Origin of the sequence: Synechococcus sp. UW179A (genome assembly GCF_900473965.1) — a bacterium.
In the GTDB taxonomy this organism is placed as follows: domain Bacteria; phylum Cyanobacteriota; class Cyanobacteriia; order PCC-6307; family Cyanobiaceae; genus Synechococcus_C.
The window spans coordinates 1-18,474 of sequence record NZ_UCNJ01000014.1 but is presented as its reverse complement, the minus strand read 5'-3'; the positions used below and the strand labels follow the sequence as shown (position 1 = coordinate 18,474).

Genomic DNA, 18,474 nt, shown 5'->3' with positions numbered 1-18,474 from the left:
TTAGGCGTTGCGCAGTTCTGCCGCCTTGGCGTCAACGTTCTCCCAGGGAGCCTTCAGGTCATTGCGACCAAAGTGTCCATAGGCCGCAGTGTCCTGGTAGAAGCGTCCACCACGTTGCTGAGACAGATTGCGCAGTCCGAAGTTTTCAATGATGGCTCCGGGTCGCAGGTCGAAGTGCTCTTGAACCAGATTTGTCAGAGCGTCGTTGGCCAACTGGCTTGTTCCGAAGGATTCGACCAGGATCGATACCGGCTTGGCGACGCCGATGGCATAGCTCAACTGCACTTCGGCCCTTTCGGCCAGGCCCGCTGCCACAAGGCATTTCGCCACATACCGCGCTGCATAGGCTGCTGATCGGTCGACTTTGGTGGGATCTTTGCCCGAGAAGGCACCGCCTCCATGACGGGCATAACCCCCGTAGGTGTCAACAATGATTTTGCGACCAGTCAGTCCGGCATCTCCTTGGGGGCCACCCACAACAAACTTTCCGGTTGGGTTGACGAGATATTTAGTTGCTTCGCGGCTTGGTTTCAGGACCAGATCAGCCGTTGATGGCTCCACGACATGGGTCCAGAGGTCCTCTGTGATGCGTTCGCGGATGCCCTGCTCGTCACTGATGCCGCCCACTTCAGCGGTGTGCTGGGTGGAGATCAGGATTGTGTCGATCGCAACCGGCTTGTCATTGTCGTAGACCACGCTCACCTGTGTTTTGCCGTCAGGCAAGAGGTAATCGAGAGTGCCGTTGTGACGGACTTCCGCCAGCCTTCTCGCCAGACGGTGGGCCAGGCTGATGGGCAGGGGCATCAGCTCGGGTGTCTCGTTGCAGGCGTATCCGAACATGATCCCTTGATCGCCAGCGCCAACCAAATCAAGGGGATCGCCGGCGTGGTCATCGGCTTCATTCACACCCTGAGCAATGTCGGGAGACTGTTGGTCGAGGGCGACCAAGACAGCACAGCTGTTGGCATCAAAGCCACCGGCGCGGGCTCCGCTGTAACCGATCTCCTTGATCACGTTGCGAACAAGGTGGATGAAGTCCACCTGCGCTTTGGATGTCACTTCGCCTGTGATCATGCACAGACCTGTGTTCACAACTGTTTCACAAGCCACACGGCTGGTGGGATCCTGCGCCAGAAGAGCGTCGAGTACGGCATCACTGACCTGATCACAGATCTTGTCAGGATGACCCTCCGTAACGGATTCGGAGGTGAAGACGTATCGACTCATGGCCATTGGTGATTGGCGGAGACTTTACGAGGTCGACTTATGAGGCCTTAGACATTTCGTCTGTGGTTGTGGTCAGTTCGTTCCAGTGACTGATCAGATGTTCATGGGCGGTGAGCGTTGGTTCGCGATGCCATCCGGCTACATAGCCAAGGGTCAGACCAATCCCTGCCTGTCGTGCCATCAGCAGATCGGTGTCTGCATCTCCGATCAAGGCGCAATTCCCCACTTTCAGGTCCAACTGTGAGCACAGCCCCTGAACAGCTTCTGGGTTCGGTTTGGCTGGGTGGTGATCAGCACTCCACACTCCGCTGATGCAGTCATTGAGTTGGTGCTGCTGGAGAAAGTTCTGAATGCCCTCCGTGCTGTCATTGCTGATCACGGCACAGATAATTCCTGCAGCGGCCAGCTCTCTCAGAAGCCTTGCTGAATCGGGTAACAAGCCAATCTGATGTCCGTCTGGAAGCAGCGCTTGTCTGCGGCTATCGACTTGATCAAACACCTCCTGAGCTAGGACCAGGGATTGAGGCCAACTCAGATTCATCTGACAGAACACCGTTGCAGTGCTCAGCAGGTTGTGATGCCTCGATGCCACGGCAAGTGTGCCGTCTGGGATGATGCCTTCCCTGCATCGTCCGTAGGTTCTCGCCAGCAGATCAGCAAGCTCTTGAAGAGCGCTGGCTGAGGCGCCCCTCGCGCGGAATCGGCGATCTGCTTCTGCAAGCCTGGCGTCAGCCAGTTCAATTAAACGTGGCTCGCTATGGGAAAGGGTGCCGTCCTTATCGAACAGCACCCCCTGAACTGGACCCAGATCGAGGCCATTGAGCTTGAGATGAGCCATCGGCTCGTCTCCCTCAGATCATCATGGAACCCAGGGGCTCTTCACCTTCCTCGGCTTGCTCAAGCAACATCTGCTTGTAGCGAGCGGCCATTTCTTCGGCCTTGTCGAACACTTTCTGCGGATCAGTGAGCATGTCACCCGGTTCCGGTTCAAGCGCCTTGGTGGACAGGGAGATTCGGCCACGTTCGGCGTCGAGATCGATGATCATCACTTTCATCTGATCATTCACGTTCAGCACCGAGTGCGGAGTTTCGATGTGCTCGTGACTGATTTCAGAAATATGCAGCAGGCCGCTGACACCGCCGATGTCGATAAAGGCGCCATAGGGCTTGATTCCGCGAACGGTGCCCACAACAACCTCTCCCACTTCGAGGCGATTCATCTTGCGTTCGACCAAAGCGCGCCTGTGGCTCAGCACCAGACGATTGCGCTCCTCGTCCACCTCAAGGAACTTGAGGGGGAGGAAGTCGGCAACAAGTTCCTCTTTTGGCTTTCGGGTGCTGATGTGGGATCCAGGGATGAATCCACGCAGACCTTCAACCCTCACCAGGGCTCCGCCTCTGTTGGTGGCAAACACCTCGGAGTAGATCGTGGCGTCTTCCTTCTGCAGTTGGCGAACACGTTCCCAGGCTCGCTGGTATTCGATCCGGCGAATAGAGAGGGAGAGCTGTCCGTCTTCGTTCTCCTCGCTCATGATGAAGAACTCCCGGATTTCTCCGGGTTGCAGCACATCGCTCAGTCCTTCAACGCGATTAATCGACACCTCTTGAAGAGGCATGAATGCAGCTGTTTTTGCGCCGATATCGATCATGGCGCCCTTTGATTCCAGGGCGAAAACCGTGCCGTTGACGATGTCGCCGGGCTTGAAGTTGTAGTCGTATTTGCTCAGTAAGGCTGCGAACTCATCCAGGGTGAATCCAGCACTGTCCATGTCCCGGGTGGTTGCCCGGCTGCTGGGATCATCAGCCGTGGGGATGTCGTCGGGAATGCCGAGGTCTTCATCGGTACCGAAGTCGGCTTGATCTGCTGATCTTTCAGCCACTGCTTCGGTCTCGGATGTGACCGCTTCTGCGGTGTCCACTGCAGATTCCTGGGAAGGATCTGTGGGAGTGACAGTCATGGAACGTTGGCGGTCTGCCTCTGGAGCAGAGCGATGGGATCTGAGACAGGCCCGCCGACCTGCATCAGGCAATTGCCGAGTCTACAGATCAACGATCAAGCTCAGATCGCAGCTGTGAGCTCTGCCTTGGTTGCATTGATGCCTTCCAGGGTGGCCACAAAATCACTCACACCGCTGAACTGGCGATAAACAGATGCAAAACGGATGTAGGCGACTTCGCTGAGAAGTTTCAACTTTTCGAGCACCAGTTCGCCGATGTCGCTGCTGGAGACTTCACGGCCGCTGCGCTGTTGAAGGCTCAGCTCCAGCTCTTCAACCATTGTTTCAAGGCGTTCTGGAGGAATCCCAGTTTTTTCACAGGCTCTGCTCAACCCATGAAGCAGTTTGCTACGACTAAAAGTTTCACGATTTCCGTTTCGCTTGATCACTGTGATTGGAACGGTTTCAACCCGTTCATAGGTTGTGAAACGAAATTCGCAATTGAGGCACTCCCGGCGACGACGCACGCTTCTACCTCCATCGGCGGCTCTTGATTCGAGCACCCGGCTATCGGTGTTCTGGCAGGAGGGGCACTGCACGCCCTTGTAATTACGTAGATGTATGAATTGTAAGGCTCGCGTCCACCCATGACATCTATGGAGCGAATTCACGTTTTAGACATAAAAAAAGCCCCGCTTTAAGCGGGGCTGAAATGATCACTTGCCGATCTTCGGAGGATCGCGGAATGCGATTGCGAAAAACAGTGTTGCAATCGCGAGAGTGAGGATGAGGATGTAAGCGAAGCTTTCCATCGGTTATCTCCTAAGGACTGATCAGCTGAGCGGTGTGCCTGCAGGGGGCACGTAGCCCTCTGGCAGTCGACGAGTGGAGCGGTCTCCAAGTTTTTGGAAGAGACCGAATTCAACCTGTTCGCCAAGGTCGGGATCAATACCCGCGAACACATCGCGATACAACGTACGAGCTCCATGCCAGATGTGGCCGAAGAAGAACAGCAGCGCGAATGTGGCGTGTCCGAAGGTGAACCAGCCGCGAGGTGAACTGCGGAAGACGCCATCGGAGTTGTAAGTCTCACGGTCGAATTCGAATGCTTCTCCCAGCTGAGCTTTACGCGCTAGTCGCTTCACGTCAGCAGGATCAGTGAAGGTTTGACCGTCGAGCGCACCACCGAAAACGGTCGCGGTCACACCCTGCTGTTCGAAGGAGTACTTCGCTTCAGCACGACGGAACGGAATATCAGCCCGTACGATGCCATTGGTGTCTTCCAGAATCACTGGGAAGTTCTCGAAGAAGTTGGGCAAGCGGCGAACTTGAAGATCGCGTCCGTCTTTATCGGTGAAGGCAATGTGTCCCAGCCAGCCGGTTGGTAGACCATCACCATTGACCATGGGACCTACTCGGAAGAGGCCGCCTTTTGCAGGACTGTTTCCGACGTAGTCATAGAAAGCAAGTTTCTCGGGAATCGAGGCGTAAGCCTCAGATTCTGATTGACCTTGATCCATCGCGGTTTGGACACGACGATTGATCTCGGTCTTGAAGTAACTCTGATCCCATTGATAACGAGTGGGGCCAAACAACTCGATAGGAGTTGCAGCAGCTCCGTACCACATGGTTCCTGCAACCACGAAGGCCGCAAAGAACACAGCAGCAATTGCGCTGGCCAAAACAGTTTCAATGTTTCCCATCCTTAATGCCTTGTAAAGGCGTTCCGGTGGACGAGTCGTGATGTGGAAAATTCCGGCAATGATGCCGACAATTCCTGCTGCGATGTGGTGGGCAACGATCCCGCCAGGGTTGAAAGGGTTGAAACCTTCGGGCCCCCAGGACGGTTGGACAGGCTCTAAGTGGCCTGTAATGCCGTAGGGATCAGAAATCCACATTCCTGGTCCGAAGACACCCGTGAGGTGAAAAGCTCCGAATCCGAAGCAGCCGAGACCAGCCAAAAGCAGGTGAATGCCGAAAATTTTGGGAAGGTCTAGAGCTGGCTCCCCAGTGCGAGGGTCTTGCCAGATTTCAAGATCCCAGAAAGTCCAGTGCCAGATGGCGGCCAGCATGAGCAGGCCGCTGAACACGATGTGAGCAGCAGCGACACCTTCGAAGCTCCAGAAGCCAGGATCAACGCCCGTGGCTCCGGTAATGCTCCAGCCTCCCCAACTGTCCGTCACGCCCAAGCGGGCCATGAAGGGCATCACGAACATGCCCTGACGCCACATCGGGTTCAGGACTGGATCGGAGGGGTCGAAGATGGCGAGTTCGTAAAGAGCCATCGAGCCGGCCCAGCCGGCGACGAGGGCAGTGTGCATGAGGTGCACGGCCAGAAGGCGGCCTGGGTCGTTAATTACGACGGTGTGCACCCGATACCAGGGCAATCCCATGGGTCAGGTTCGGGGGAACGGAGCTGCTAATGCAGCCAGACTCGGCGATCGTAGGGCGTTCACTGCGATCCACGCGTCAGGCTGTCGTGAGCTGCAACGTGAATTGACGGTCGTGCAGATGATCGAAGTTCTCGATCCCGCCGGTTTCCTGGGTTTGCTTGCCTTTGAGGCTTTCTCTTGCCGGGGGGTTACAAAACGCAACCTGAGGCTCGTAGTCTCGGTGCCTAGGCGTGTCGCAGCGCCCCTGTCTTAGGGAGGTTCAATGCCTGTCATCCGTTTTGTGCGTGAGGGTCGGGATGTGGAGTGCTTCCCGGGTGAAAACCTGCGCGCTGTGGCCGTGCGGGAGGGGATTCAGCTCTACGGGCTCAAAGGTCAGCTTGGTAACTGTGGTGGCTGTGGTCAGTGCAGTACGTGCTTCGTGAAGGTTGAAGGAGAAAAGTCGACAGCCGCAATGAGTCCAAGAACTGCTGTGGAGGAAGCGAAGCTCAGGCGCAGGCCAGAAGGGTGGCGCCTGGCTTGTCAATCTTTGGTTGAACAGTCAGTGGTGGTGTTAACAAAACCACAGGCTTCCATGCCTGAACAGGACAAGCGGGTGGCTGCCGCCTTGGCGGCACCTCTCCCTCCCGGTCCCTTGGAATGGCCTGGTGCGCCTGCTGTTGAGGAGGACACGGATGATGAGTCGTCTACTGATGAATCCATGCGGTCGCTGGAAGTCTCAGGTCAAGGTTCGCCTGCAACGCCCGGTGAAGAGCGCTGATCGGTTCGAGTCAAAGCTTTCCGGACGGTGATACGTTCCAGCAGGTTCTTTCACGTTCATGGAAACCAACGATCTCGGCTTCGTGGCCAGCCTGCTGTTTGTTCTGGTGCCGACCGTCTTCCTGATCATCCTGTTCATTCAGACCAACAGCCGTGAGGGCTGACTTCCCTCAAGGCTGTTGTGATCGCGGTCTGTCACCTCTGCTCCGGTTCTCTCACTAAAAGCACCGGGGCAGGAGCGTGAACTCTGATGTAGTCGCTCACTGAACCGCCAAGCAGTTTGTCGAGGTCAACCAGTCCTCTTGCTACTAGGGGGCGACGGTCCTGAGAAGCCAGTACGACCAGATCAGCATTGATCTTCTCTGCTGCTAAGCACACCCCTTTGCCGATGTCGGCGTCGGTGACGTGTAATGGCTTGAGTTCAACCCCCAGCTTTCGAGCTCTCTGTACGGCGCGGTCGAGGTAGGTATCGCTCTTCATGGCTGCTCCTCGTGATGGGGTGGGGTCTTGTCGTGCTACGTGAACGCCGGTGAGCTGTCCTCCTGGAATCTCGAGCACCATTTCGCAGGCGAGCTTGAGGGCGTCATCGCCGACTCCTGTGCCATCGATGGTGACCAGAACCCGGTTGATATGACGAATGTAAAGATCGTCGCGGACCAGCAACATCGGTCGCGTCGACAGTTGGAAGACGTACTGGCTGGCACTGTTGGACAGGATTGAACGAATCCTGCCAAGACCTCGCGATCCCATCACGATCAGGTCAACGTTCAGTTCATCCGCCACATTGAGAACGGTCTGCTTGGTGTCCCCCTGGCGGATGATCGAATTCACGTCTTGTGGATTCAGTCCCAGCTTCTCTACAGACCCAGCCAGAAGGCTGCCTGCGCTTTCCCAGTGCTGTTGCGTTGCTGCCATGGTCTGCTCAGGGACCACATGAAGCAGGTTGATCCTGGCGGCCTTGAAAGCCGGGAGGTCACGCAGCATGTTGATCATTTCACCGACGTGGCCTTTGCCTGAATCGGCGATCAGAAGGTTCTTGAACACGGCGAGGTTTCAGCCTATGCAGCAGCCTATGGCTGATTGGAGTTCCCAGTTCGCATGCTGAATGAGAGCGTTACCAGGGTTCCCTGGCGACTGCACAAGCGAGTGCTTCCACAGCACACAGACCATGGCGGTGTGATGTGGCATGGGGCCTATGTGGGATGGCTTGAGGAGGCTCGGGTAGAGGCGCTGTCCGCCACTAGCTACCCCTACAACAAGATGGCTTCAGCTGGGCTGGAAATGCCTGTTGTTCAGCTGCAGATTCGTTACCGGGAGGCGTTGATGCTTGGGGATGAGGTGGAGCTAATGAGTGTCTCCTGCTCTCCCCGGGGTGTTCGCTGGCCATGGTCCACCCGGTTCATGAAAGATGGCGTTTGCGTGGCTGAAGCTTCGGTAGAGCTGGCTTTGGTGAGCGTACGTCCAGTTCGAAGGGTTTTGCGGCACCCGCCTGAAGCGGTAGCAGAGGCATTCAGGGCTTTGGCTGAGGGGCCAAAGTACAGGGACTGATAGTATTTTTGTACTAGTGCTAATGGTGTGTTGGAGCGCTCCTGGAGATGGTTGTGGTTGCAGTGTCCAGGGATTGGTTCAGCCCGGATGCGCCAGCTCTGTTCGGCTGCCGCTAATGCCCCTCAGGGGTTTCAGGAACTCTGGAGCTGCTCTCTCCCCACATTGCAGAAGCAGTTCGGATGGCCGGCCGCGGTGATGTCTTCGCTCGAGCGTTATCGATCAAGCCTCGGCCTGAAGCCTTGCATCAAGGTTCCCATCAATGTTCTGTTGCCTTGTGATCCTGAGTGGCCCGCTTGCTTTGAAAGGCTGGAGCGCCCGCCGCTGTCGATTCATTGGCGTGGCAGTCAAGATCTTTTGTCGTTGCTCTCGATGCAGCAGGCGGTTGCCGTGGTGGGTACGAGAAGGCCTTCCAGTCACGGCCTGCGAATGGCGGACAATCTGGGTCGAGCCCTTGCCCAGGCTCACTGGCCTGTGGTCAGCGGTCTTGCTGAGGGCGTTGACGCAGCTGCTCACCGAGCCTGTCTTGAGGCTGGTGGCTGTCCCGTTGCTGTTCTTGGAACTCCCCTGCATCGCGTTTATCCACCTGAGCATCGCCGCTTGCAGCAGGAGGTCGCGCGGGCTGGGCTACTAATCACTGAGCTCCGCGATTCGGAAAGGGTCCTCCGATCCAGTTTTGCTTTGCGCAATCGCTTGCTCGTCGCTGTTGCCAAAGCTGTAGTGGTGGTGGAATGTCCTGAGAACAGTGGAGCGCTGCATACGGCAGCGGTGGCGCGTTCTTTGGGCATCCCAGTTTGGGTGGTTCCAGGTGATGCGCTGCGTGAATCGTCTCAAGGCAGCAATGCGCTGCTTCAGTCGGGGGCACTGCCGCTGATCAAGGCCCAGGCTTTGATTCATCACCTGGGACCAGGCCCTTGTGGTTCCTGTCTTGAGGAGAGTCATGCTTCCGCCTTGAAGTCAAACAAGCTTCTAAGAATCAGTTCTGTGCAGACACGTTTGCTCAAGCTGGTGGATGACGATTCCAGCTTTGATGAGATGGTGCATGCGTTGCAATCCAAGCCTGAGCGTGTCGCTGCGGAGCTGTTGAAACTTGAGCTGGATGGTTTGGTGGTGGCGCAGCCAGGACTGCGGTGGCGCTCGCTTTAGGTTGATTTCATGGAGTCCGCCTCGTGTTCAGGACAGGAGTTGCTGACCTGGCGACGCCGACAGTTGCTTCGTGGCGGGCGGGCTGTTGATCTCGACTGGCTTTTGGCGATGGAAGCCAATCTGAGCTGGGCGGAACTTCAGCGGCTGCGAATTCTTCCGGAGTCGATCGCTCCTCTAGCCAGCACCCTCGAGGAGCTGGAGAAGCTCTGGGTAGTGCATCTTCAGAATCATGTTCCGCTACAGCATCTCGTCGGACGCTGTCCATGGCGCGATCTCGATCTTCGAATCAGCCCAGCAGCACTGATTCCCCGCCAGGAGACGGAGCTCCTGATTGATTTTGCGCTTGATTGCCTACAGGATTCAGCATTGGCGGGAAATGCCTCTGCGGGGCGCTGGGCTGATCTGGGCACAGGCAGCGGAGCTCTTGCCGTTGCCCTCGCTCGTGCCCTGCCGGGATGGGATGGACATGCTGTGGATCTCAGCGCTGCTGCTCTCGAGTTGGCGGGGATCAACCTCAATGCCTTGACGAGATCTCTCAGCTGCAAGCTGCATCAAGGTTCTTGGTGGGATCCCCTAGAACCTTGGTGGGGACAGTTCGACCTCGTTGTCGCTAATCCGCCCTACATCCCCTCCCATGTTGTGGACGAGCTCGATCCTCTCGTTCGCGACCATGAACCAAGGCAGGCTCTGTGTGGTGGTGAAGATGGTTTGGATGGCTGCAGAGCGATTTTGGACTTGGCCCCTCAGGCACTTTCTCCAGGCGGATGGTTGTTGCTCGAGCATCATCACGATCAGAGTGATCAGGTGCTTGGCCTGATGCGCTCTGCAGGACTTGTGTTGTCCACACCCCGCTCCGATCTCAGCGGCGTCAATCGTTTTGCTGTCGCGAGGCGTCGCCTTTGACGCTGATTTTGTTCTTCGGTCTTCCTCATGACCCATGACAAGCCCTCATTGATGTCAGCCATGGAGTTGGCCAGGCATCTCAGGGGTGGTGGGGCAGCTCTGTTGCCCACAGACACCTTGCCGGCCCTTGCTGCAGTGCCTGACCATGCGGCACAGATCTGGACCCTCAAGCAGCGTCCGCAGGACAAACCTCTGATCCTGATGGCAGCTGAGGCTGATCAGTTGCTGGCGCTCACCAGTGAAGACGCCAGGAATGATGCAGAACCGCTCGCCCGTCGCTTCTGGCCAGGCGCACTCACTCTGGTGCTTCCTGTGGAGGGGCGTCTGACTCAGAGCCTCAATCCGGGTCAAGGAACCCTGGGAATGCGCATCCCAGATTGTGATCTCACCCGAGCCCTGCTGATGCAGAGCGGTCCATTGGCGACAACAAGTGCCAATCCTGCGGGTGCTCCGCCAAGTCAGACTGCAGCGGAAGCCGCTGCTGCTTTTTCAGATCTGCCGCTGCTGTCTCCGCTGCCCTGGCCCAACCCCTCTGGACTGGCGAGCACTGTGATTGGCTGGAAATCTCCTGGATGCTGGCAACTGCTGCGCCAGGGCGCTGTGATGGTTGATGTGATTGAGAGATCTCCCCCATGCTCTGGCTGATTGCGCTTGTGCTGCTGCTCCAGGCCCTCTTTCACTGGACGCTAGAACCAGCTATCAGATGGTTCACGCCCCTGTTCGAACTGAGGGCGCTGCCCTTGTTATTGGGCTTGCTGGGAATCTGGTTTCTTGCGGGGCGCACTGATTCCGATAAAAAGCCTTGAACAATGGAATTTCAGTCCCGATAAGCCGGCTGACGGATTTGAACCGACGACCTTCGCTTTACAAAAGCGCTGCTCTACCACTGAGCTAAGCCGGCAATGAAGGAACTCTACTGGCGCACATCCGGTTGTCCTCTGTGGTCGTCTTAATCCACAAGAGGCAGAGCTCCAGTCGTGAACGACAGCCTGTCTTTGCGAGGCAACTGCTGATATGGCTTTCAACCGTGCGCACACTCAGAAACAGTGCTTCAGCGATGGCACGGTTGCTGCAGCCCTGCAGTAACAGATTGAGCACGCCAATTTCGGCTGGTGTGAGCTGAAAGTTCGTCATGGATCGAGGGAAGTCCTCCTCTTGGGATTCCCCTCAAGCGCGTGCCGTCAATCCTGTGAGCTGGTCGCCATTGAACGTCGGATCGGCAGATTGGCCACAAGTGCTGTGACGCGATCTTCGGTTTCCAGGCTCACATCGCCTTCCTCGAGATCAATGTCCACATATTTGGCCACGACCTCAAAGATTTCGCGTCGCATCTGATCCAGAGTTTCAGGGCTCAGGTCGCTGCGATCGTGGGCCAAAACCAGTTGCAAGCGTTCACGTGCGGTGGTTGCACTGGCGGGTTGACGGCGCAGGATTTTGTCGATCAAGTCTTGCAAGGTCATGGCGTTCAGAAAATCTTGGTTTGCATCAGTTGGCGCACCCTGGCGCGAATGCCGCGTCGTCCGTCCTTTGCAGGGTCCATGAGGGGGACGTCCTCTCCCTGGAGACGTCGGGCGATATGCCCGTAAGCCTTGGCAGCAGGAGAAGCACTTCCATTGAGTGTCAGGGGTTCACCTCGGTTGGTGCTGACAATGACCTGCTCATCTTCAAGAACCAGGCCAAGAAGCGGTAGAGCAAGGATGTCGGTGACGTCGTCGACAGCCAACATCTCTTGATTGGCCATCATTTTTGGTCTGACCCTATTCAGCACGAGCTGAACGGGTGACACCCCATGGGTGTTGAGTAATCCGATCACTCGATCGGCATCTCTGACTGCCGATACTTCCGGCGTCGTGATCACGATCGCTTCCTTCGCGGCCGCTACAGCATTCTTAAAGCCGTCCTCGATACCTGCTGGGCAATCGATCAGAACGTAGTCGAAACGCTCAGACAGCATTCCAGCAATGGTCTGCATGTCTTCAGGTTTCAACCACTCGAGCATCCGCGGATTCCCCGCAGGCAGCAGTGCCAGGTTCGGCTCTTGCTTGTGCTTGACCAGTGCCTGGTCAAGGCGGCAGGTTTCTGCCAGCACTTCCTGTGCGGTGAACACGATTCGATTCTCGAGTCCAAGCAGCAGATCGAGATTTCTGAGGCCGAAGTCCGCATCGAGAACCACGGTTCGAGCCCCTTGCCCGGCCAGAGCGATGCCGAGATTGGCAGTGAGGGTGGTCTTGCCGACACCACCCTTTCCCGAGCAGATCAGGATCGTTCGCGAATTGGTCACGGGGTCCCGTTTTGATCGCGCCACCTTAATGGCATTGATTCGTCCCGTCCGCCTGAAATTGATCAGATTTACTGAGGTAGGAAGGGCGGACTGGCTGGCTCGATGGAGATGGCACCATCCTGAATGCAAGCTTGCTCGGCAAGCCCAGGCTGCGGCTGTTCTTCTGGACCTCGCGCCACAAGCTCCGCAATCCGCAATTGAAGTGGTCTCAGCTGCAATGCCACGATCTTGGCGCTGCTGTTGCCCTTGCTGCCTGCGTGGGCCCTGCCTCGTAGACGCCCCCAGACGTAGACATCTCCCTCGGCCGATGCCGATCCTCCAGGATTGACATCCCCCACGATCAGCAGGTGCCCCTGAGTTTCGATGTGATCACCGGATCTCAAGGTTCCCCGATGAACCGTGAGGTCAACATTGGTTATGGCCTCGTTCTGCTGATCGTCTCTGGCTTCAATAGTGGGGATTTCATTACTGGCCTCACGAACAGGCAAACCCAGTGCAGCTGCGCTGATCAACGTGTTGCGGCAGCGCGTGACCAACAGCTGAACGCTATGGCCAGCCTGATGCAAAGCATGCAGAAGTTCGTCCAAATCACGACAGCTCAGGCTCCAGTCAGCTGTATCGAGGTCGATGTCTCCTGGAGGGAGAGATGGCAGCCGTGCCGGAAGCCATTGCTGCCACGACACGGACCGGAACGCCGGCAGCCTGAGGCAGTAAGGCACCTGAGGTGTTGGTTCAGCGGTCATGGCGGGAGCGTAGGGAGATCATCCGCCTAGCGAATGCTGGCCATGGCCATATGGAGTTCGGTTGTGATGTCTCCCGGGTGAATCAACCAGGCTGACGCCGCGGGAATCGCGAGGCTGTTGACCAGTGGCGAGCATTGCTCGAGCGCCTGAAGGCTTTGACCGTCCCAAAGGCGCAATCCACTTCGATAGGGGTAATAGCCCCGGATCTGATGGTGTCGAAGTCCGCAACACATCTCAGGGTCGAGGCCTTCTGCAGCCGCAAGCGTCTGCGCTTTAGCCAGCAGTTCCAACTGCGTTGATGCATCCATCTGGCTGACATCGAGCGCTTTGAACAGTCGGCGGTTCAGAAATCGATCGCAGAGTTCGGCAAGTGGCTGCGGTGCTTCCTCTCTCCATCTCTGAAAGTGATAACCGGTGCGCAGGTCGTCATTCGCGAGGTAGCTCTGGAGGTCGAGCTCCTGGGTCTGCCACAGCCACGCCCGCATGATTTTGTCTGCCCAGATTCGACTGGGGCCCAGCAGGCGTGCCTGGCGGATCAACTGATCCAGCAACCAATTGCAAACCACATTGAGGCGATGGTTATAAACGCTGCGGTACATCAGGCTCCGGACCACCAGGTAGTGCTCCACCGCCATCAGGCCCTTTGGATGAATGGCCAGTTCACCATCGGGTGCCAGGGTGATCGCACCGAGGATGCGATCAAGATCAAGCTGGCCGTATCGGGCACCTGTGCTGTAGCTGTCGCGTAAGAGGTAATCCAGACGATCGCAGTCAAGTTGGCTACTCACCAGGGCCTTGATCACGCCCCGTTCCGCACGGCCATGTTCCAGAAGATCCGCTACTAAGGCAGCGGTGCCTGTTGAAAACTGTTCGAGGGGGGCCTGGATGTCTGGGTGTTCCCGGATCACACGTGCTGACCACTGTTCGTGTTGCGTGCCAAACATCTCCTCGCCTGAATGGCTGAGGGGGGCATGGCCTAGGTCATGGAGTAGAGCGGCGGCGTAAAGCACGCCCTTTTGTTTGTCCAGGGAGGGATCGAGCTCAATCAGGCGACCCATCGCTCGGCGCGCGATGGCAAAGACACCCAGCGAGTGGGTGAACCGACTGGACTCGGCGCCGTGGAACGTGAGGAATGCTGGGCCGAGCTGGCGGATACGCCTGAGTCGTTGAAAAGGAGCCGAATCCACAAGCGCGAGAACCATGGCTTCGGCTGGTTGATCGGCGTCCAGGCTGATGCCGTGATGGAGTGGGTCGTGATAGGTGCGGGAGCCCATTCAGCTCATCGGCTCCGCTTCCACGCCGTCCGTGATCGGCATTGGATCTGCACTGGCCTGACTGGCTTCCTGATCAATCATCGACTGGAGCACCAGTTCGGCGTCCGTGAGCCAACGATCGCCTTCTCCGCCGGGATTCAGGGGTTCCGGTCCGTCCAGGATCCTGTCCGGAGTGATGCCTTCGCCCTGAATGTCCCGACCACTGGGGGTGACATAGCCCGCCACAGTCACGGCGAGTCCACTGCCATCACTGAGGTTGGTCAGGGTTTGAATCAAGCCTTTGCCGAAGGTGTTGCTTCCGAGCAGCAGCGATCGTTCGTCGTCCTGAAGGGCGCCCGCAAGAATTTCGCTGGCGCTTGCGGTACCGCCATTAACGAGCGTCACCATCGGTCCGGTGTAAAGCATGTCAGGCCCTGCCTGGATTGGATCGGCGATGCCGCTGCGATTTCGGGTTTCCACAATCGGTTGCTGATCCAGGAATGCATCGGCAACCGCAAGTCCTGCGCTGACAAGCCCCCCCGAGTTGTTGCGTAGATCCAGCACCAGCCCCTCAACGCTCTTGTCGGATAATTCGTCGATGGCTTCGCGAACCTGTTCGGGGACCCCCTCACTGAACTGTGTGATTCGGATGTAACCGAGTGTGTGGGTGTCACTGCGCAGCCGCCGTGTCCGCACCGGCCGCAGATCGATGTTGCGTCGTTCCAGGGTGATCTCCTGCTGCTCCTCCTCCTTTGGCGGCAGCACTGTGAGCACCACTTGGGTTCCCACAGCTCCCCGGAGACGTGCCGCAGTCGTTTCGAGCCCGAGCATCTCTACAGCTTCTCCATTCACTGCCAAGACCTCAGTCCCGCTGACGATGCCGGCGTCGGCCGCAGGAGATCCTTCCAGAGGGGCAATTACCACGGTTGCATTGCTGTCTTGGCGATGGCCGAGTTGCAGGCCAACACCGCTGAGATTCCCTTCGTTACTGGCCTTCATGACCTCGTAATCCGCAGGTTTCAGCAGGCGGGTATAGGGGTCATTCAGCGGCAGTAACATCGCTTCGATAGCGCTGTAGGCCTCTTCGCTGCTTTCAATTGTGTTTTCAAGTGCCTTCTGACGAAGGCGCTTCCAGCGGATCCGATCGAACTGTTCAGGGTCCAGATAACCCTGATTCACCAACCGCCAGCTTTCCACCACCAGTTGTTGGGCATCGTTAAGTGCCAGGGCGTGCGGGCTGGCAAGCAGAACGATGAGAATGGCACTCGCCAAACCAAAAGCCAGACGTCGCAGACGATCTGACCATCCGTTAACAGTCGGCAACATTGGCTTCATCCATGCCCTCAACTGGAACGACATCGGTAGACTCTCGCAATCCAAGCCCACCTCTGCATGGCGAACTCCTCACCTGTCTACGACTGGTTCCAGGAACGTCTTGAAATTCAGGACATTGCTGATGACATCAGCAGCAAGTACGTGCCTCCACACGTCAACATTTTTTACTGTCTCGGTGGAATCACACTTGTGTGCTTCCTGATTCAGTTCGCGACAGGCTTCGCGATGACCTTCTACTACAAGCCCACGGTTGCTGAGGCCTACACATCCGTTCAATACCTGATGACGGATGTGAGTTTCGGATGGTTGATCCGTTCGGTTCATCGCTGGAGTGCCTCGATGATGGTGCTGATGCTGATCCTCCACGTGTTCCGCGTCTATCTGACTGGTGGTTTCAAGCGCCCGCGTGAACTCACCTGGGTCACCGGTGTCACCATGGCCGTGATCACTGTCTCCTTTGGCGTGACGGGCTATTCCCTTCCTTGGGATCAGGTTGGCTACTGGGCTGTGAAGATCGTTTCAGGCGTTCCTGCTGCCATTCCAGTGGTTGGAGACTTCATGGTTGAACTGCTCCGTGGCGGTGAAAGCGTCGGCCAGTCCACACTCACTCGCTTCTACAGCCTTCACACCTTTGTGATGCCATGGCTTCTGGCGGTCTTCATGCTGATGCACTTCCTGATGATCCGGAAGCAAGGTATTTCTGGACCCTTGTGATCCGTTTCAGTCTCTGAGCGCTCTGCTGTTCAGCCCACCTGGTCTGCTTAAGGTTCAAACATCAACCCCTGATCCATGCACATCCTCAAGAAGCCGGATCTGACTGATCCCAAAATGCGCGCCAAGCTCGCCAAGGGCATGGGCCACAACTATTACGGCGAACCTGCCTGGCCTAACGATCTGCTTTACATCTTTCCGGTCGTAATCCTGGGCACGATTGCCTGCATTGTTGGTCTGGCCGTCCTTGACCCAGCCATGCTTGGCGATAAGGCAGATCCCTTCGCAACGCCTCTGGAAATTCTTCCTGAGTGGTATCTGTATCCCGTTTTCCAGATCCTGAGGGTTGTTCCTAACAAGCTTCTGGGAATCGCTCTCCAGACTCTTGTTCCTCTTGGTCTGATGTTGGTTCCGTTCATCGAGAGCTTCAATAAGTTCCAGAACCCTTTCCGCCGCCCTGTTGCAATGGCCGTGTTCCTATTCGGTACAGCCACCACCATCTACCTCGGAATCGGTGCAGCAATGCCCATCGACAAGTCTCTAACACTGGGCCTCTTCTGAAGCTTCCTGTTTACTGATTTGATTGGCCCAGCCCTATGGCTGGGCTTTTTTAATGGTGATCCATGTCGTGATCACTGTCCTCAGGAAACTCATCCGCAGGGTCAGGAACAGCCCCTTCATCGAGGTCCAGAAGCATCACGTCATCTGGATTGACGCGTAGGAAATGGTGGAGCAGCAGAAAACCAACAATGGTCCAGGTCTGATAGGTCCTGGACTGTTGACCCACCCAGGTGCCAGTTGGGCCATCGAAGTATTCAGCCCACTGTTGTCTTGGTAACTGGTTGAGATGACTCCAATAGCACTCTTCCAGCAGTGCTTTCATCTGCCCCATCAGCAGAACATCTGCATGGGGATGGCGGCGCTCGTGCAGAAGGATGGAGCCACCGAAGAACCACAACAGGCTCGGCCAGTGCCCACCGTTGTGATAGCTCCAGGGCCAGTTCTTCGGATCCGACCCAGTCTTGTTTTGCCACTCAAGGCTTTCCATCGGTGGGTGGCAGATACGCATGGGCATCTCGGCCATTAGGTGGTCGCGGTTGTGCAGCGTTAAGCGGAACAGCGCACGTTGCTGAGGAGCCGTCAGCAGTCCGAACAGGCAGCCGAGTGAATTTCCGAGGCTGTAGAAGCGGAAGTCAGGGCGTCCTGTGCGCATGTTTCCGATCAGGTAGCCCCCACGGTTTTCGAGCCAGTCCTGCAACCAGTCAGGAATGACTTGAGGCTGAACATTGAATTCGTTCTGGTGTTGGTTGTCTCCGTACTGCTCGGTCGGTCTGCGACGCAACACCTGCATGGTTTTGCTGGTGACCCAGTAATGCTTGAGAAGAAACTGGCGAAGGTCGTGAACCCACTGCCGGGTCAGCACCAGTCGTTGGTCCAGCAGCCTGCTGTTGTGGTGCTTTCGTCCCAGCTCCATCAGCTGAGTGCAGCAACGCAGAGATCCGTACAGCAACACCTCTACTTCCAGTGGTGCTCCCCAGACGTCCATCGGACGGTCAATCATGAAAGCGCAGTCCGGCACGAACAGCACCGGAGTTCCTTCAAAGGTGGGGTGCAACACAAGGTCCAGCAGCAGCTGGACACCACGCTGCACAGCCTGACTGGAGGCGAATTCCTCGTCTCCACTGGACTTCACGTACATCCAGCACAGAACCGGCCACCAGAGGCTTGCGTCGACTGACGTGATTCGTCCGATGGAGCGTTGGCCATAGTCCGCAATCAGATGTCCTTCCTCTTCCACGAAGCTGGTGGGAAAGACTCCTCGTGTTTGGTAGGTGGTGCTCTGTAGGTCAAGGCAGATGGTCAGGAACTGACGGACGATGTCGAATCGCTTCTGCGTCAGCAGGTAGACCATCACGGGAACGTTGTCCCTCAGGAAGATCTCCCCGTAGTTGAGAGCTTCGTCGTGACGGGGATGTTCTAGGGCCGCGACGCTGCCAGCCAGCTGTCCACGCAGGGGAATCAGCGTTCGCTCAAAGTGCTCGCGGGCCTTCTGGACCACCTGGTCTTCCTTCGAGCTCGGTCGGACACGCTGGTTCTGCTGGCTGAAGCGTCCTGCCATGGTCCGTTGCGTGTAGCCAAAACGTAGTGCTGGCTTTCGATTACGGCAGTGGAAGCAAGTCTTGAGATGCGATCAGTTGCGAAAGGGGTTGATAGTGAGTTATGTTTTTGGACTGCGCGAGAGGC

Annotated in this window: 23 protein-coding genes and 1 tRNA gene; 9 read left to right on the top strand and 15 right to left on the bottom strand. The window is 56.9% G+C overall.

The window, feature by feature from the left end; all coding sequences use genetic code 11:
• From metK to psbB, 6 genes are all read right to left on the bottom strand, one after another.
• Positions 1 to 1,227 (bottom strand): methionine adenosyltransferase, encoded by a 1,227-nt coding sequence (metK, locus tag DXY31_RS07735; RefSeq protein WP_114993355.1) that lies wholly within the window; start codon positions 1,225 to 1,227, stop codon positions 1 to 3.
• A 37-nt stretch (positions 1,228 to 1,264) separates the two neighbouring features.
• Positions 1,265 to 2,065 carry an HAD family hydrolase gene (locus tag DXY31_RS07730; RefSeq protein WP_114993242.1) on the bottom strand — a complete coding sequence of 267 codons (801 nt, stop codon included), beginning with the start codon at positions 2,063 to 2,065 and terminating at the stop codon, positions 1,265 to 1,267.
• A gap of 13 nt (positions 2,066 to 2,078) precedes the next feature.
• Positions 2,079 to 3,185 (bottom strand): 30S ribosomal protein S1, encoded by a 1,107-nt coding sequence (locus DXY31_RS07725; protein WP_114993354.1) that lies wholly within the window; start codon positions 3,183 to 3,185, stop codon positions 2,079 to 2,081.
• 101 nt (positions 3,186 to 3,286) lie between these two features.
• Entirely contained in the window at positions 3,287 to 3,763 is a 477-nt protein-coding gene (gene nrdR / locus DXY31_RS07720; protein WP_066904216.1) for a transcriptional regulator NrdR, read from the bottom strand.
• A 117-nt stretch (positions 3,764 to 3,880) separates the two neighbouring features.
• Positions 3,881 to 3,976: a photosystem II reaction center protein T gene (locus DXY31_RS07715; RefSeq protein ID WP_006042122.1), complete on the bottom strand. Its 96-nt coding sequence runs from the start codon at positions 3,974 to 3,976 to the stop codon at positions 3,881 to 3,883.
• A 21-nt stretch (positions 3,977 to 3,997) separates the two neighbouring features.
• On the bottom strand, positions 3,998 to 5,557 hold the full coding sequence (psbB, locus tag DXY31_RS07710; RefSeq protein WP_114993241.1) for a photosystem II chlorophyll-binding protein CP47: 1,560 nt from the start codon (positions 5,555 to 5,557) through the stop codon (positions 3,998 to 4,000).
• Between the two features lie 262 nt (positions 5,558 to 5,819).
• Between psbB and DXY31_RS07700 the strand changes: the two genes are divergently transcribed.
• Positions 5,820 to 6,314 carry a 2Fe-2S iron-sulfur cluster-binding protein gene (locus DXY31_RS07700; protein ID WP_114993239.1) on the top strand — a complete coding sequence of 165 codons (495 nt, stop codon included), beginning with the start codon at positions 5,820 to 5,822 and terminating at the stop codon, positions 6,312 to 6,314.
• Positions 6,315 to 6,372: 58 nt separating this feature from the next.
• Positions 6,373 to 6,477 (top strand): photosystem II reaction center protein PsbM, encoded by a 105-nt coding sequence (gene psbM, locus DXY31_RS07695; RefSeq protein WP_006042119.1) that lies wholly within the window; start codon positions 6,373 to 6,375, stop codon positions 6,475 to 6,477.
• 31 nt (positions 6,478 to 6,508) lie between these two features.
• On the opposite strand, the gene DXY31_RS07690 is transcribed toward psbM, so the two are convergent.
• Entirely contained in the window at positions 6,509 to 7,357 is an 849-nt protein-coding gene (locus DXY31_RS07690; RefSeq protein WP_114993238.1) for a universal stress protein, read from the bottom strand.
• Positions 7,358 to 7,411: 54 nt separating this feature from the next.
• Here DXY31_RS07690 and DXY31_RS07685 point away from each other — a divergent pair, with 54 nt between their 5' ends.
• The 5 genes from DXY31_RS07685 to DXY31_RS17375 all read left to right on the top strand — a co-directional run bounded on the left by DXY31_RS07685 (position 7,412) and on the right by DXY31_RS17375 (position 10,713).
• Positions 7,412 to 7,861: a thioesterase family protein gene (locus DXY31_RS07685; RefSeq protein ID WP_114993353.1), complete on the top strand. Its 450-nt coding sequence runs from the start codon at positions 7,412 to 7,414 to the stop codon at positions 7,859 to 7,861.
• A gap of 87 nt (positions 7,862 to 7,948) precedes the next feature.
• Complete coding sequence (locus tag DXY31_RS07680; RefSeq protein WP_114993237.1) at positions 7,949 to 9,004, top strand: DNA-processing protein DprA; 1,056 nt, start codon at positions 7,949 to 7,951, stop codon at positions 9,002 to 9,004.
• A 9-nt stretch (positions 9,005 to 9,013) separates the two neighbouring features.
• Positions 9,014 to 9,907 carry a peptide chain release factor N(5)-glutamine methyltransferase gene (gene prmC, locus DXY31_RS07675; RefSeq protein WP_114993236.1) on the top strand — a complete coding sequence of 298 codons (894 nt, stop codon included), beginning with the start codon at positions 9,014 to 9,016 and terminating at the stop codon, positions 9,905 to 9,907.
• A 27-nt stretch (positions 9,908 to 9,934) separates the two neighbouring features.
• The gene (locus DXY31_RS07670) at positions 9,935 to 10,552 is read left to right on the top strand and encodes an L-threonylcarbamoyladenylate synthase (RefSeq protein WP_114993235.1); all 618 of its coding nucleotides are present in this window, start codon (positions 9,935 to 9,937) and stop codon (positions 10,550 to 10,552) included.
• Positions 10,540 to 10,713: a hypothetical protein gene (locus DXY31_RS17375; RefSeq protein WP_206749807.1), complete on the top strand. Its 174-nt coding sequence runs from the start codon at positions 10,540 to 10,542 to the stop codon at positions 10,711 to 10,713. Before DXY31_RS07670 ends, DXY31_RS17375 begins: the two co-directional genes overlap by 13 nt.
• A 23-nt stretch (positions 10,714 to 10,736) precedes the next feature.
• Here the strand turns inward: DXY31_RS17375 and DXY31_RS07665 are convergent.
• The 7 genes from DXY31_RS07665 to ctpZ all read right to left on the bottom strand — a co-directional run bounded on the left by DXY31_RS07665 (position 10,737) and on the right by ctpZ (position 15,510).
• Positions 10,737 to 10,808 (bottom strand) — tRNA-Thr (locus tag DXY31_RS07665).
• Entirely contained in the window at positions 10,799 to 11,041 is a 243-nt protein-coding gene (locus DXY31_RS07660) for a response regulator transcription factor (protein ID WP_114993234.1), read from the bottom strand. The genes DXY31_RS07665 and DXY31_RS07660 overlap by 10 nt, the downstream gene beginning before the upstream one ends.
• Positions 11,042 to 11,088: 47 nt before the next feature.
• Positions 11,089 to 11,367 carry a cell division topological specificity factor MinE gene (gene minE, locus DXY31_RS07655; protein ID WP_067095546.1) on the bottom strand — a complete coding sequence of 93 codons (279 nt, stop codon included), beginning with the start codon at positions 11,365 to 11,367 and terminating at the stop codon, positions 11,089 to 11,091.
• A 5-nt stretch (positions 11,368 to 11,372) separates the two neighbouring features.
• Positions 11,373 to 12,188, bottom strand: a complete 816-nt coding sequence (gene minD / locus DXY31_RS07650) for a septum site-determining protein MinD (RefSeq protein WP_114993233.1) — start codon at positions 12,186 to 12,188, stop codon at positions 11,373 to 11,375.
• Between the two features lie 68 nt (positions 12,189 to 12,256).
• The gene (gene minC / locus DXY31_RS07645) at positions 12,257 to 12,931 is read right to left on the bottom strand and encodes a septum site-determining protein MinC (protein ID WP_114993232.1); all 675 of its coding nucleotides are present in this window, start codon (positions 12,929 to 12,931) and stop codon (positions 12,257 to 12,259) included.
• A gap of 26 nt (positions 12,932 to 12,957) precedes the next feature.
• Entirely contained in the window at positions 12,958 to 14,205 is a 1,248-nt protein-coding gene (locus DXY31_RS07640; protein WP_114993231.1) for an HD domain-containing protein, read from the bottom strand.
• On the bottom strand, positions 14,206 to 15,510 hold the full coding sequence (gene ctpZ / locus DXY31_RS07635) for a carboxyl-terminal processing protease CtpZ (RefSeq protein ID WP_170953623.1): 1,305 nt from the start codon (positions 15,508 to 15,510) through the stop codon (positions 14,206 to 14,208). It lies immediately after the preceding gene.
• A 66-nt stretch (positions 15,511 to 15,576) separates the two neighbouring features.
• Here ctpZ and petB point away from each other — a divergent pair, with 66 nt between their 5' ends.
• Positions 15,577 to 16,233: a cytochrome b6 gene (gene petB, locus DXY31_RS07630; protein WP_007100534.1), complete on the top strand. Its 657-nt coding sequence runs from the start codon at positions 15,577 to 15,579 to the stop codon at positions 16,231 to 16,233.
• 75 nt (positions 16,234 to 16,308) lie between these two features.
• Positions 16,309 to 16,791: a cytochrome b6-f complex subunit IV gene (gene petD / locus DXY31_RS07625; protein ID WP_066904183.1), complete on the top strand. Its 483-nt coding sequence runs from the start codon at positions 16,309 to 16,311 to the stop codon at positions 16,789 to 16,791.
• 49 nt (positions 16,792 to 16,840) lie between these two features.
• On the opposite strand, the gene DXY31_RS07620 is transcribed toward petD, so the two are convergent.
• Positions 16,841 to 18,349 (bottom strand): glycoside hydrolase 100 family protein, encoded by a 1,509-nt coding sequence (locus DXY31_RS07620; RefSeq protein WP_114993229.1) that lies wholly within the window; start codon positions 18,347 to 18,349, stop codon positions 16,841 to 16,843.
• Positions 18,350 to 18,474: the final 125 nt, after the last annotated feature.

Coding starts and splice junctions, on each gene's coding strand:
- petD (WP_066904183.1), top strand. CDS start 16,309: ATGCACATCCTCAAGAAGCCGGATCTGACTGATCCCAAAATGCGCGCC.
- DXY31_RS07700 (WP_114993239.1), top strand. CDS start 5,820: ATGCCTGTCATCCGTTTTGTGCGTGAGGGTCGGGATGTGGAGTGCTTC.
- psbB (WP_114993241.1), bottom strand. CDS start 5,557: ATGGGATTGCCCTGGTATCGGGTGCACACCGTCGTAATTAACGACCCA.
- petB (WP_007100534.1), top strand. CDS start 15,577: ATGGCGAACTCCTCACCTGTCTACGACTGGTTCCAGGAACGTCTTGAA.
- DXY31_RS07730 (WP_114993242.1), bottom strand. CDS start 2,065: ATGGCTCATCTCAAGCTCAATGGCCTCGATCTGGGTCCAGTTCAGGGG.
- DXY31_RS07680 (WP_114993237.1), top strand. CDS start 7,949: ATGCGCCAGCTCTGTTCGGCTGCCGCTAATGCCCCTCAGGGGTTTCAG.
- psbM (WP_006042119.1), top strand. CDS start 6,373: ATGGAAACCAACGATCTCGGCTTCGTGGCCAGCCTGCTGTTTGTTCTG.
- DXY31_RS07620 (WP_114993229.1), bottom strand. CDS start 18,349: ATGGCAGGACGCTTCAGCCAGCAGAACCAGCGTGTCCGACCGAGCTCG.
- DXY31_RS07670 (WP_114993235.1), top strand. CDS start 9,935: ATGACCCATGACAAGCCCTCATTGATGTCAGCCATGGAGTTGGCCAGG.
- ctpZ (WP_170953623.1), bottom strand. CDS start 15,510: ATGTTGCCGACTGTTAACGGATGGTCAGATCGTCTGCGACGTCTGGCT.
- DXY31_RS07640 (WP_114993231.1), bottom strand. CDS start 14,205: ATGGGCTCCCGCACCTATCACGACCCACTCCATCACGGCATCAGCCTG.
- DXY31_RS07725 (WP_114993354.1), bottom strand. CDS start 3,185: ATGACTGTCACTCCCACAGATCCTTCCCAGGAATCTGCAGTGGACACC.
- DXY31_RS17375 (WP_206749807.1), top strand. CDS start 10,540: ATGCTCTGGCTGATTGCGCTTGTGCTGCTGCTCCAGGCCCTCTTTCAC.
- metK (WP_114993355.1), bottom strand. CDS start 1,227: ATGAGTCGATACGTCTTCACCTCCGAATCCGTTACGGAGGGTCATCCT.
- prmC (WP_114993236.1), top strand. CDS start 9,014: ATGGAGTCCGCCTCGTGTTCAGGACAGGAGTTGCTGACCTGGCGACGC.
- DXY31_RS07715 (WP_006042122.1), bottom strand. CDS start 3,976: ATGGAAAGCTTCGCTTACATCCTCATCCTCACTCTCGCGATTGCAACA.
- minC (WP_114993232.1), bottom strand. CDS start 12,931: ATGACCGCTGAACCAACACCTCAGGTGCCTTACTGCCTCAGGCTGCCG.
- DXY31_RS07660 (WP_114993234.1), bottom strand. CDS start 11,041: ATGACGAACTTTCAGCTCACACCAGCCGAAATTGGCGTGCTCAATCTG.
- minE (WP_067095546.1), bottom strand. CDS start 11,367: ATGACCTTGCAAGACTTGATCGACAAAATCCTGCGCCGTCAACCCGCC.
- DXY31_RS07685 (WP_114993353.1), top strand. CDS start 7,412: ATGCTGAATGAGAGCGTTACCAGGGTTCCCTGGCGACTGCACAAGCGA.